We start from the raw sequence: 12,457 nt of genomic DNA, 5'->3' as shown, positions 1-12,457 counted from the left end.
GCTATGATACGCCGCCGCCTTTTTGCTCTTGGTGCAGGTTGTGCCTTGCTTGCGCACGGGGCGGCGGCGGCCGATTTGGCCTTGGGTGATCCGCACTTGAGCGTGGTCACCCGAACGGCGGATGAGGCCGCGCGGATTGCGCAGATTACGACACCTGCCACGATGTTCGACGCGCCAGAACCCTTTGAGGCAAAGCCCGCAGGGGCGGCCACGGTGCGCGCGCGCCCCGACAGCGAAGCCTTTTCGCAAAGCGCGGCGAACCTGACGTTTGAACAGGAATTAACGTTCAAACTGGGCAACGGCTTGTTCAAAAAACTATGGGTGTCGTCGCCCTCATCGACGTTGGCCTCCGATGGGCTTGGCCCGCTGTATAATGCGCGCGCCTGTCAACGGTGCCACCTCAAGGACGGTCGGGGGCATCCGCCTGAAACGTCAGATGACAGTGCTGTGTCGATGGTTCTGCGCGTGTCTGTACCGGCGTCCCAGACTGCGCAGTTGCGTGATATAGACCTCTATCTTGCCACGCTCGATGGGGATCAGGCCACGCCGCCCATGCTCCCCGATCCCGTGTACGGCGCACAGATTCAAGATGTTGCGGTGCAAGGTTTTGCATCCGAGGGCAAAATTGACATCCGCTATAGCGAACAGCCTGTCACCTTGAGCGGTGGCGACACCGTTTGGCTGCGCAAGCCCGACTATGCGGTTGTGGAGGCGGGATATGGCGCGCTGTCGCCCGAGGCGGTTCTCTCCGCACGCGTGGCCAATCCGATGATTGGTTTGGGGTTGCTCGACGCAATTGCAACGGATGACATTCTGGCCCATGCCGATCCCGATGATGCGAATGGAGATGGTATTTCCGGACGCGCCCAAATCGTTTGGTCGGATGTGCATGATCAGCCGATGTTGGGGCGTTTCGGGTGGAAGGCGGGCAGTCCTTCGGTCCTTGAACAATCCGCCGCCGCGTTTTCAAGTGACATCGGCATTTCCACGCCTCTCGTGCCTGATCCTGCGGGCGATTGTACGGCGCTGCAACCGGATTGTGTCGCGGCCATTCACGGTGACGGCGATGTGCGCGGCACGGAAATAGATGCGGCGGGGTTGGATCTTGTGGCGTTTTACGCCTCAAACCTAGGCGTACCTGCGCGCCGTGATGTGGATGACACACAGGTGTTGCGCGGCAAGGCGGTGTTTTATGAGACAGGATGCGCGGCCTGTCACGTTCCAAAATATGTCACTGCGCGTCTCGCGGGGGAGGCAAAGGCCGCACAGTCGTTTCAACTGATCTGGCCGTATAGCGATCTGTTGCTGCACGATATGGGGGCAGGGCTTGCTGACAACCGTCCAGAGGGGCGGGCCACGGGTCGCGAATGGCGCACAGCCCCATTGTGGGGGATTGGTTTGACGCGGCAGGTCTCCGGACATACTTATTTTCTGCACGACGGGCGCGCGCGCTCGCTTTTGGAGGCGGTGCTATGGCATGGCGGCGAAGCACAAAAGGCGCGCGATACCGTTATCCAGATGGACCCTACACAGCGCAACGCGCTATTGCGTTTCCTTGAAAGCCTTTAAGAACAGGATTTTAGATGCGTCATTTCATTTTTGCCTTGGCCTGCGCCAGTTGCGTGCTGCCGGCGTCTGCCGATCCACTGCAAGACGCCGTGAGCCGCGTGGTGACACAGTATGTCGATCCTGCGGTCACTGCGTTTGGACGCGCGGCACATGACCTTGAACAGGCGGCCACGGGCGATTGCACCGCGCCGCAGCTCACACAATCCTATCACGCAGTGTTCGATGCGTGGCTGCGCGTTCAACTCTTTGCTCTGTCGTCGTTTGATGCGGGCGGACATGCCACAGCCATTTCGTTTTGGCCCGACAAAAAGGGTATGATCCCTCGCGCGCTGGCGGCGATGATTGCGGATGAGGATGGCGTGGTGATGGATGCACAGGGCTTTGGCGAGGTATCGATTGCTGCGCGCGGCCTGTTTGCACTGGAATACATGCTGTTTGATCCGCAGTTCTCAAGCTATGCGCGCGACAGCTACGCCTGTGCTTTGGTTCAGGCGCAAGCCACAGATCTCGCGTCGATGGCCGATGATGTCGATCATGCGTGGTTCGGATCAGCAGGGTTTGCACGCGCGTTGGAGACCGCAGGGGACGCAGACAATACGCATTATTTTACGCCCCGCGAGGCGGTTCAGGCGCTCTACACCACCCTCACGGCAAGTTTGGAGCACAATCGCGGCGTGCGCCTAGGCCGTCCGATGGGCTCGTTTGACAAACCGCGCCCGACCCGTGCCGAAGCGTGGCGCTCCGCGCGCTCTGCCCGCAATGTTAGCGGCTCACTGGTGGCGATTGGGGCGCTGGCGGACGCGCTGGCCCCCAATGGCGCGCCACACACCGTGGCTCTCCTCCAAGAGGCCGTGGCGCAGATCGATGCGCTAAATGCACCCACCTTTGCAACGGCCGACCAGATCGGGGAGCGGTTCAAAATGGAAGTGATCCAACAACGGATCGAGGCTGCATCCCATGCCTTGGCCAATGAAATTGGTGCGCCCTTGCAGGTCTCTGCGGGGTTTAACGCGGGGGACGGAGATTAACATGACCACACGGCGCGGATTTTTGGCGGGTCTGACTGCGGCGGCGTTTGTGCCGAACGTCTCATGGGCCGATGCGGGTAGCCCTGCGTTTTTGGGCGCGGCAAAAGAGGCGTCAGGCGGGCACGCGCTGTTTGGGTTGGACGAAAACGCCCAGATCATTTTCCGTGTGCCACTGCCTGCGCGTGGTCACGCAGCCGCCGTTCATCCGACCCGTCCCGAAGCGGTAGGATTTGCCCGCCGACCGGGAACATTTGCGGTGGTGATCGACTGTGTGACCGGCAAGGTGATGCACCGTCTGCAAACCCCCGAAGGGCGTCATTTTATGGGGCATGGGGTGTTTGTCGATGGCGGCGATACGCTTTTGACGCCCGAAAACAATTATGGCGCGCGCAAAGGCGTGCTTGGCATTTGGGATCGCACGCGGGGCTACGTGCGTGTGGGCGAGGTGGAGACGGGCGGTATCGGGCCGCATGATGTCAAACAACGCGCCGATGGATCGCTCGTCGTGGCCAACGGCGGTATTTTTACCCATCCCGATCACGGCGAGGGGCGCGACAAACTCAATATCGACACCATGGTGGCCTCGCTGGCCTATTTGTCGCGTGATTATGAGATCGAGGAGATTGTGACGCTTGATGCGCCGCTTCGTCAAAATTCGATCCGTCATTTGGCGCTGGGGCCAGACGGGCAAGTGGCGTTTGCAATGCAGTGGGAGGGTGATCGCGACCTGAGCGTCCCGTTGCTAGGCTTGCATCGTCGTTGTGCGCGTCCCGTTTTGGCGCATGCGCCGATGGGGGAGCAGGGCCGCATGAAAAACTACGCGGGATCTGTCGCGTTTTCGGGGAACGGACGCGAAGTGGCGATTACATCGCCCAAGGGTGGCCTGATGCAGCGGTTTGACACCGAAGGGCAGTATTTGGGGGCGATTGTGCGCGCAGATATATGTGGCTTGGCGCCGCGCGGCGATGGCTGGCTCGGTTCGGACGGACTTGGCGGATTGATGGAGATCGGGCAGAGCATGCGTCCGCTCAATCTTGCACAGGGGTTAATGTGGGACAATCACCTTGTATCTCTCGCCGCCATGGTGTGAGATCGTCGTCATGACAAATTTTCTCGATGTTCGCACCCGTTTCATGCTGCCCTTGTGGCGGCGCATTCTGTTTTCAGGTCTGACGCTGTTTTGGGGCGCGTTAGAGTTTTCATCCGGCTCGGCGGGGTTCGGCATGCTGTTTCTCGCGGCGGGTGGCTACCTCGTCTATCAGTTCTTTATCGTGTTCGATGCGCAGGCATGGACCGCGTTCTTTGACGAACAAGACGCAGCGGACGCGGCCAAACGGGGCGAGGTTGTCGCAAAAAACTCAAACAAATCTGCGGACAGTGAATAAATTTTTAATAGAATTGTGTGAAGCTCACCTGCGCACCTTGCAGGTCCCCCGTTCCGAAACTAAGATTCAAGTAACACTTCCGCGCTAATCATCCACAAGAATTCCAGAGGCAGGCGACGATGAAAGATCCGATTGATACCTATATGAACACGCTCGTCCCCATGGTCGTTGAACAAACGAGCCGTGGTGAACGCGCATATGACATTTTCTCGCGTCTGCTCAAAGAGCGGATCATTTTCCTCAACGGCCCTGTGCATGACGGCATGTCGAGCCTGATTTGCGCGCAGCTATTGTTCCTTGAGGCCGAAAACCCGAACAAAGAAATCGCTATGTATATCAATAGCCCGGGCGGTGTCGTGACCTCCGGTTTGTCGATTTACGACACGATGCAATATATTCGCCCCAAAGTGTCCACACTTGTGATGGGTCAAGCCGCATCAATGGGGTCGCTGTTGTTGACGGCTGGTGAAAAAGGTATGCGGTTCTCGCTGCCAAATTCGCGCGTCATGGTGCACCAGCCCTCCGGTGGCTATCAGGGGCAGGCCACGGATATCATGATCCACGCTCAAGAAACCCAAAAGCTCAAAGATCGTTTGAATGGCATTTACGTCAAACACACGGGCCGCAAGATGAAAGAAGTTGTGGATGCGCTTGAGCGTGACAACTTCATGTCTGCTGAAGAGGCAAAAGAGTTCGGACTGATCGACGAGATTGTCGAAAGCCGTGGCGATATCGAAGCGTGATGTAGAACGGCCTTCGTAGGGTGCTGATGTCAACATGGTTTAAACGCATGGATTTTGGCATTGTACCTCCAAAATGGCTGTCTTACACTCGTACACAACACAATTTTCAGGCGGCATGACTGCGCCGCCTGAGCGACCAAATACCTACCAAATAGGGACCGGATTGGTCTTAGGGGAATGCAATGTCGAATTCGTCCAGTGGTGACAGCAAGAACACGCTTTATTGTTCCTTTTGTGGGAAAAGCCAGCATGAGGTGCGCAAGCTGATTGCGGGTCCAACTGTTTTTATCTGTGATGAATGCGTTGAACTTTGCATGGATATTATCCGCGAGGAAACAAAGTCGTCGGGCCTCAAATCGTCCGAGGGCGTGCCTGCGCCGCGCGAAATTTGCGCGGTTCTTGATGACTATGTGATCGGTCAGGCCACCGCGAAACGCGTGTTGTCCGTGGCGGTCCACAACCATTATAAACGCCTCAATCATGCCTCCTCAGGGTCCGATGATATCGAATTGGCGAAATCCAATATCTTGCTTGTTGGTCCAACCGGTTGCGGTAAAACTCTTTTGGCTCAGACCCTTGCGCGTATTTTGGATGTGCCGTTTACAATGGCGGATGCCACAACGCTCACCGAGGCCGGCTATGTCGGTGAGGATGTCGAAAACATCATTCTCAAATTGCTTCAGGCGTCAGAGTACAATGTCGAGCGCGCACAGCGCGGTATCGTCTACATCGACGAAGTTGATAAAATTACGCGCAAGTCGGACAACCCATCGATCACCCGTGACGTATCGGGCGAGGGCGTCCAACAAGCGCTGTTGAAAATTATGGAAGGCACCGTGGCCTCCGTTCCCCCACAAGGCGGGCGCAAGCATCCCCAACAAGAGTTCTTGCAAGTCGATACGACGAACATCTTGTTCGTATGTGGTGGCGCGTTTGCGGGTCTGGACAAGATCATCGCACAACGCGGCAAAGGCTCCGCAATCGGGTTTGGCGCAGATGTGAAAGAGGAAAACGCCAAGGGTATTGGTGAGTTGTTCTCCGAGTTGGAGCCTGAAGATCTGTTGAAATTCGGTCTCATCCCTGAGTTTGTTGGGCGTCTTCCCGTTCTTGCAACCCTCGAAGACCTCGACGAAGATGCACTTGTCACGATCCTGTCCGAGCCGAAAAACGCGCTCGTCAAACAGTATCAGCGTCTGTTCGAGATCGAGGATGTGGTGCTCACCTTCACCGATGAGGCCCTCACCGCCATCGCAAAACGCGCGATCAAGCGCAAAACAGGGGCACGCGGCTTGCGTTCTATCCTTGAGGATATCCTGCTCGACACCATGTTCGAATTGCCCGGCACCGCAAACGTGACCGAGGTCGTGGTGAACGAAGAGGCGGTAAATTCCGATGCCAAACCATTGATTATCTACGGCGAAGCGGAAAAAGAAGCGTCAGCGTCTTAATCCATTCGCCTTGGTTGAGTTACATATCAAACGCCGCTCCATTGGGGCGGCGTTTTTCGTTGATGTGCGGTGTGCTTGCACGACTGATTTGTCTTGCGCAGGCCGCAAAACGCGTCAAAAGAGATCAACACATATTTGGCACGAAAGGCCGCATGCTATGACTCGCACACTCATTTCCTCCGGTTCTCCGTTCGAAGAGAAAATTGCCTATTCGCGCGCTGTTGTCGTGGATGGTTGGGTGTTTGTGTCCGGCACCACGGGCTACGACTACGCGACGATGACCATGCCCGATGATGTGGCCGATCAGTGTCGCAACGCGCTTTCGACCATTGCCAAGGCGGTTGCCGAGGCGGGTGGTCAAATGTCCGATGTCGTGCAGGTGCGCTACATCTTGCCAGACGGGGCGGATTTTGAGGCGTGCTGGCCGGTGCTTCAAGAGGTGTTTGGCGCGGTGCGCCCCGCCGCGACGATGATTGAGGCGCGTCTGCTTGATCCGGCGATGAAAATCGAGATCGAAGTGACGGCAAAAATTACACCGCCTGCCGCCCCCGCATAATCGCGACGCATGGCGGACGCCCGCCGCGCACACCGATTTGACCCGATTTGCACAGGTACACTCTGGACCTTGCACGCACATTAGGTCATATCAGGAAGCAACATTTTCGGAGGTTGTCCTATGGGTATCTTGAACACAGCGTTGCGCGCATTGGTGTGGTGGAACGGTCAAACGATCGGCACACAGCTTTTCACATGGCGCAACGGCATTAAATTGGGTGAAGATAGCCAAGGCAACATCTTTTACCGCAACAAAGACGACTCGCGCCGTTGGGTGATTTACAATGGTGAGATCGAAGCCTCGCGCATCGATCCCGCGTGGCACGGCTGGTTGCACCGGACGTTCGACAACCACCCCGGTCACCTACCGCTTGAGCATAAAGAGTGGGAAAAGCCGCACGTTGAAAACCTGACAGGCACGGCTGCGGCCTATGCGCCCGCAGGGTCTATTCGTCAGGCAAAGCCTGTTGCGCGCACCGACTACGAGGCGTGGCAGCCCGAGTAAGCCGCCCACACGGGACGCGCCACTCGCGGGACTGAGGATTAGAATATGGCTGAAAACACCACAGAAGTCGCCGTGGGCGCGGGCGTTTTGGCCCTCGCTGTCGGATTTCTCATCTACGCAGGCCAAGCGACCGGATTCGCGGGCGGAGCCTCTGACACCTATTATCTCACCGCGTCCTTTCGCTCCGCTGAGGGCGTGTCTGTCGGGAGCGATGTGCGCCTTGCCGGTGTTAAGGTGGGCACTGTCACCGATCTGGAATTGAACAAACAAAGCTACCGCGCCGAGGCCAAATTGACCTTGGAGGGGGACGTTGTGTTGCCCGATGATACCGCCGCTCTGATCGCCTCTGAGGGTCTGTTGGGGGGGAGTTTCGTAGAGTTGGTTCCGGGCGGCTCGATGTTCGAGTTCGAGGACGGGCAAGTGATTGCGGACACCCAAGGGGCCGTGAGCCTCATCAACCTTATGCTCAAATTCGTGACCGGAAACGGAAGCGCGGAATGATCACGCGCGCCCTCATGATGTCTGTGGCGCTGATCGCAAGCACCGGTGCTGCGCAGGCGCAGGACGCGGGGTTTACCGACGATTTGCAAACAGGAATTGGCTCGATCATTGAGACGCCCCTTGATGATAGCGCAATCGGCTTTGGCGGGTTGTCGCTCGAGCAATTACAAGCGCTGCCTGACGAGGGATTTCAACGCGAATTGTTCGAGATCACAACTGAGACGCAAGAGAGTGTTGCGAGCGGCACAGGGGTCGTTATCCGTGTTCTGGATAAACTCACGGGCCGCGTCGAAGACATTCCAATTACACGCGGACAAACGGCAACATGGGGATTCATCACCATGCGCCTTGACGATTGCCGCTATCCCGTTGGCAACCCGTCCGGTGATGCCTACGCCTATTTGGACGTGAGCGTCGAGGGCATCGATCTACCGGTCTTTCAAGGATGGATGATCTCATCCAGTCCGGCCCTGAATGCGATGGATCACCCCCGCTATGACGCGTGGGTTCTCAACTGTAGCACGTCCTGAACGGACGGCGGCGTCACAATTTCCCGAAACTCTGCCTCGCGTTCAAGTGCGCCATCCAACAGGGTGTGATACTGTGCGCGCGGGATCTCAATCGCGCCAAGTGATGCCAGATGTGGCGTGATAAACTGTGTGTCGAGTAGGGTGAAGCCCGTACGTTTCAGGTGCGTGACCAAATAGGCCAGTGCAATTTTTGACGCATCGGTTTTGCGCGAAAACATGCTTTCGCCGAAAAATGCCGTGCCAAGGGTGATGCCATAGGCTCCACCGACCAACTCCGTGCCGTCCCAAACCTCGATCGACTGCGCATAGCCAAGAGCGTGCACTTTGGCGTACAGATCAAAGATTGTGGCGTTGATCCATGTCTCATCGCGCGCCGCACAGCCCGTTACGACCTCTTCAAACGCGTGGTTGAGGGTGACGGTGACGCGCGCGCGGCGGATCGTACGGGCGAGGGAGTGCGAGAGGCGGAACTGATCCAGAGGCACAATCCCGCGCTGTTCAGGGTCCACCCAAAATATCGTGGGATCATCGGCACTTTCGGCCATCGGAAACACCCCGTTGGCGTAGGCATTGAGCAACATTTCAGGCGTGAGTTCGGTGTGATCCATTGGCGCAAAATGACGTGTCTTTGATCAAAAGAAAAGGCCCGCATGATATCTGCGGGCCTTTGAAACACAGCGCGGGATGGCGCGATTAGGTCGGCATATTCACGGCAAGCCATTTCTCAAGCCAGTGAATGTTGTAGTTGCCTGACAACACATCGGGCTCTTCGAGCAGCGCATGGAACAGCGGTACGGTGGTGTCTACGCCGTCCACAATCAACTCGCCAAGAGCGCGTTTGAGACGGGCCAACGCCTCGGGACGGTCACGACCGTGCACGATCAATTTACCGATCAAGCTGTCGTAATAGGGCGGGATCGAATAGCCATCGTAAAGCGCGCTATCCATCCGCACACCATATCCACCCGGTGCGTGGTATTGCGTAATCTTACCGGGGCATGGGGCAAAATTCGGCAGACGTTCGGCGTTGATCCGGACCTCGATCGAGTGACCGTCAATCACCAAGTCATCTTGTGTGAAAGATAGCTTTTCACCGGCCGCGACACGAATTTGCTCGCGCACCAGATCTTGACGGAAAATCGCCTCGGTCACAGGGTGTTCCACCTGCAAACGCGTGTTCATTTCGATGAAAAAGAACTGGCCATCCTCGTAGAGAAATTCGATTGTTCCCGCGCCGCGATAGCCCATTTCAGCAATCGCGCGTGCACAGATGCCACCGATTTCGGCGCGCTCTTCGGGGGAAATCGACGGGCCTGGAGCCTCCTCGAATACCTTTTGGTGACGCCGTTGCAACGAGCAATCGCGTTCGCCCAAATGCACACCGCCGCCTTGTCCGTCCCCGAACACTTGGACTTCGATGTGGCGCGGCTTCTGGAGATATTTCTCCATGTACACTTCGTCATTGCCGAACGCTGCTTTGGATTCTGAGCGCGCTGTGCGAAAGGCAGTCTCGATAACCTCTTCGCTTTCAGCGACTTTCATGCCGCGTCCACCGCCACCTGCGGTGGCTTTGATAATGACGGGGTAGCCCATTTCGGCGGCCAGTTTTTTGGCCGTTTCCACGTCAGGCACGCCACCCGGAGAGCCGGGAACCACGGGAATACCGAGGATTTTGGCAGTCTCTTTTGCGGTGATCTTGTCGCCCATCTGGCGGATGTGCTCTGCCGAGGGGCCGATAAAGGCCAGCCCATGATCCTCTACGATCTGAACAAAGGCCGCGTTTTCGGACAAGAACCCGTATCCGGGGTGGATGGCCTGCGCGCCCGTAATTTCGCACGCGGCAATGATCGCGGGGAAGGACAGGTAGGACAGCGTTGACGAATTCGGGCCAATGCAGACGGCCTCGTCGGCCATGCGCACGTGCATCGCGTCCGAGTCCGCCTCGGAATGGACCGCCACGGAGGCGATCCCCATTTCACGACACGCACGGATCACGCGCAGCGCAATTTCGCCACGGTTGGCAATGAGAATTTTATCGAACATCAGGAACCCGTCCTTATTCGATGATCATCAAAGGCGCGCCGAATTCGACGGGGGTGCCGTCGTCAACCAGAATGCGTTTGATCGTGCCGGATTTTGGCGACGGGATGTGGTTCATCGTCTTCATGGCTTCTATGATCAATACGGTTTGACCCTCTTCGACACTATCGCCGATCTTGACGAACGCGGCGGCGCCCGGTTCGGCCGACAGATAGGCGGTGCCAACCATCGGGGAGGGCACGCAGTTGGGATCTTGGCGTGGATCGGCGGGTGCGGCGTCTGCTGGCGCGGCTTGTGCTGGCGCGGCAACGGGTGCGGCGGCGACAGGTGCGGCGTAGGCGGCGGGTGCGGTATGCACGATCTCTTGTGCTTTGGAAACGCGTACATTTAGGCGGTCATTTTCGCCGTACTCGCGTTTGACTTCAACCTCGGTGAGGTCATTGGAGTTGAGCAATTCGGCAAGTGCCTGAATGAAGGCCACATCGGCGTCATTTTGTTTTGTCATGTTTTCCAACTTATTCTACCGCCCGTCTGATGCGAGCTCATGTCAATCTGCTTTTAACGCTTATACGTCACGTCAGGGTCCGTGAAAACCCGCGAAAAACGCGATTGGTCACGCGGATGTCCGCAAAATGCACATGAATTAGGCGGATGCGACCTAATATTTGTCTACTTGGGGCGCAAAAGAGCGATTATTTCGCTCTAAATAAAATTTACCACTTGATCAAAAATAGGTTTGTCGTCCACGCTGTCGGTCAACGACCCACAGACGTTACGATATTCACGCGCAGCTATGCAGGATCACATCACATGCCAAACACCTCGTTTACATCAGGGATTGCCGCAGGACGCCTCGATCCTGATGCGTATTCAGATAATTTTTCCGATCTTCATCCGCCATTGGACGCCCATGAGGCGCTCGTTGCCGCCGACCGATGCTATTTTTGCCATGATGCGCCGTGTATGACGGCCTGTCCAACATCAATCGACGTGCCGCTGTTCATTCGCCAGATTACCACGGGCACGCCTGAGGCGGCGGCAAAAACTATCTTTGATGCCAATATCTTGGGCGGGATGTGCGCGCGGGTCTGTCCCACGGAAACCCTATGCGAAGAGGTCTGTGTGCGCGAAGTCGCTGAGGGCAAACCGGTCGAAATCGGGCGCTTGCAACGCTACGCTACCGATACATTGATGGCAAAAGGCACGCATCCCTTCACCCGCGCCGCCGACACGGGCAAGCGCGTTGCGGTTGTTGGCGCGGGGCCTGCGGGTCTGGCGGCGGCGCACCGGTTGGCGCGCTATGGTCACAGTGTCACGATGTATGACGGGCGCGCGAAAGCGGGCGGCCTGAACGAGTTTGGCATCGCGTCTTATAAATCGCCCGACAATTTTGCACAGGCCGAGGTGGATTGGTTGGTCAAGATCGGCGGAATCACAATCGAGACGGGCCATGTGCTTGGCGATGATCTTAGCCTAACCGCGTTGATATCCGATTTTGATGCGGTCTTTTTGGCCATCGGGCTTGGCGGCGTGAATGCGCTCAAGATTGAGGGTGTCGATAAATCCGGCGTCCTTGATGCTGTTGATTTCATTTCTGATTTGCGCCAATCCACCGATGTGTCCACGCTGCCCATCGGGCGCAATGTCGTGGTGATCGGGGGCGGCATGACGGCCGTTGATGCCGCAGTGCAGGCCAAACTGTTGGGCGCACAAAACGTCACAATCGCCTACCGTGGCGGACGTGATCGCATGAGCGCCTCCCCGTTCGAGCAAGACCTCGCCACATCTAAGGGCGTGCAGATTTTGTACAACGCGCAACCCGTGGCCGTGCATGGCAACGGGACATGCGCCGAGGTCGAGTTTGAATATACCACGGACGCGGATGGACGCCTGACAGGAACGGGTGAGACGGTGCGGATCGCGGCCGATCACGTCTTTATGGCCATTGGTCAGTCTCTCAAAGGGGCGCCAGACGGCCTTGAGTTGGAGCGCGGCAAAATCGCCGTTGATACACGTGGGCGCACCTCCATCGACGGGGTTTGGGCGGGGGGCGACTGTGCCCTTGGCGGTGAGGATCTTACCGTGACGGCTGTGGCCGAAGGTCGAGATGGTGCTGAAAACATGCATAAATTTCTTATGGGCGAGGGCTAAGA

The 12,457-nt window shown here is 57.3% G+C and carries 14 protein-coding genes; 11 read left to right on the top strand and 3 right to left on the bottom strand.

Annotated elements, in window-relative coordinates; translation table 11 throughout:
• Window positions 1-3: 3 nt before the first annotated feature.
• The 10 genes from IMCC12053_RS10760 (at window position 4) to IMCC12053_RS16180 (ending at window position 8,264) form a co-directional block, all read left to right on the top strand.
• Entirely contained in the window at window positions 4-1,569 is a 1,566-nt protein-coding gene (locus IMCC12053_RS10760; RefSeq protein WP_062218928.1) for a di-heme oxidoreductase family protein, read from the top strand.
• A 14-nt stretch (window positions 1,570-1,583) separates the two neighbouring features.
• Window positions 1,584-2,597 carry an imelysin family protein gene (locus IMCC12053_RS10755; RefSeq protein WP_062218926.1) on the top strand — a complete coding sequence of 338 codons (1,014 nt, stop codon included), beginning with the start codon at window positions 1,584-1,586 and terminating at the stop codon, window positions 2,595-2,597.
• A 1-nt stretch (window position 2,598) separates the two neighbouring features.
• On the top strand, window positions 2,599-3,687 hold the full coding sequence (locus IMCC12053_RS10750; RefSeq protein WP_062218924.1) for a DUF1513 domain-containing protein: 1,089 nt from the start codon (window positions 2,599-2,601) through the stop codon (window positions 3,685-3,687).
• A 10-nt stretch (window positions 3,688-3,697) separates the two neighbouring features.
• Entirely contained in the window at window positions 3,698-3,982 is a 285-nt protein-coding gene (locus IMCC12053_RS10745) for a hypothetical protein (RefSeq protein ID WP_062218922.1), read from the top strand.
• A 119-nt stretch (window positions 3,983-4,101) separates the two neighbouring features.
• On the top strand, window positions 4,102-4,725 hold the full coding sequence (locus IMCC12053_RS10740) for an ATP-dependent Clp protease proteolytic subunit (RefSeq protein WP_062218920.1): 624 nt from the start codon (window positions 4,102-4,104) through the stop codon (window positions 4,723-4,725).
• A gap of 182 nt (window positions 4,726-4,907) precedes the next feature.
• On the top strand, window positions 4,908-6,173 hold the full coding sequence (gene clpX / locus IMCC12053_RS10735; protein ID WP_062218918.1) for an ATP-dependent Clp protease ATP-binding subunit ClpX: 1,266 nt from the start codon (window positions 4,908-4,910) through the stop codon (window positions 6,171-6,173).
• Window positions 6,174-6,330: 157 nt separating this feature from the next.
• Window positions 6,331-6,729, top strand: coding sequence for a RidA family protein (locus IMCC12053_RS10730; RefSeq protein ID WP_062218916.1), 399 nt, complete (start codon window positions 6,331-6,333; stop codon window positions 6,727-6,729).
• A 120-nt stretch (window positions 6,730-6,849) separates the two neighbouring features.
• Window positions 6,850-7,233, top strand: a complete 384-nt coding sequence (locus IMCC12053_RS10725) for an NADH:ubiquinone oxidoreductase subunit NDUFA12 (RefSeq protein ID WP_062218914.1) — start codon at window positions 6,850-6,852, stop codon at window positions 7,231-7,233.
• A gap of 45 nt (window positions 7,234-7,278) precedes the next feature.
• On the top strand, window positions 7,279-7,734 hold the full coding sequence (gene mlaD / locus IMCC12053_RS10720) for an outer membrane lipid asymmetry maintenance protein MlaD (protein WP_062218912.1): 456 nt from the start codon (window positions 7,279-7,281) through the stop codon (window positions 7,732-7,734).
• Window positions 7,731-8,264 (top strand): DUF2155 domain-containing protein, encoded by a 534-nt coding sequence (locus IMCC12053_RS16180; protein WP_335337295.1) that lies wholly within the window; start codon window positions 7,731-7,733, stop codon window positions 8,262-8,264. The genes mlaD and IMCC12053_RS16180 overlap by 4 nt, the downstream gene beginning before the upstream one ends.
• Here IMCC12053_RS16180 and aat read toward each other — a convergent pair.
• The 3 genes from aat to accB form a co-directional block, all read right to left on the bottom strand.
• Window positions 8,228-8,872: a leucyl/phenylalanyl-tRNA--protein transferase gene (aat, locus tag IMCC12053_RS10710; protein WP_062218909.1), complete on the bottom strand. Its 645-nt coding sequence runs from the start codon at window positions 8,870-8,872 to the stop codon at window positions 8,228-8,230. The genes IMCC12053_RS16180 and aat overlap by 37 nt on opposite strands.
• Window positions 8,873-8,957: 85 nt before the next feature.
• Complete coding sequence (gene accC / locus IMCC12053_RS10705; protein ID WP_062218906.1) at window positions 8,958-10,307, bottom strand: acetyl-CoA carboxylase biotin carboxylase subunit; 1,350 nt, start codon at window positions 10,305-10,307, stop codon at window positions 8,958-8,960.
• A gap of 13 nt (window positions 10,308-10,320) precedes the next feature.
• Entirely contained in the window at window positions 10,321-10,809 is a 489-nt protein-coding gene (accB, locus tag IMCC12053_RS10700) for an acetyl-CoA carboxylase biotin carboxyl carrier protein (RefSeq protein WP_062218904.1), read from the bottom strand.
• 305 nt (window positions 10,810-11,114) lie between these two features.
• Here accB and IMCC12053_RS10695 point away from each other — a divergent pair, with 305 nt between their 5' ends.
• Window positions 11,115-12,455, top strand: coding sequence for an NAD(P)-dependent oxidoreductase (locus tag IMCC12053_RS10695; protein ID WP_062218902.1), 1,341 nt, complete (start codon window positions 11,115-11,117; stop codon window positions 12,453-12,455).
• The last annotated feature ends 2 nt before the right edge of the window (window positions 12,456-12,457 follow it).

Source organism: Celeribacter marinus (assembly GCF_001308265.1).
Classification (GTDB): domain Bacteria; phylum Pseudomonadota; class Alphaproteobacteria; order Rhodobacterales; family Rhodobacteraceae; genus Celeribacter; species Celeribacter marinus.
This window is presented reverse-complemented; position numbering and strand designations above follow the sequence as displayed.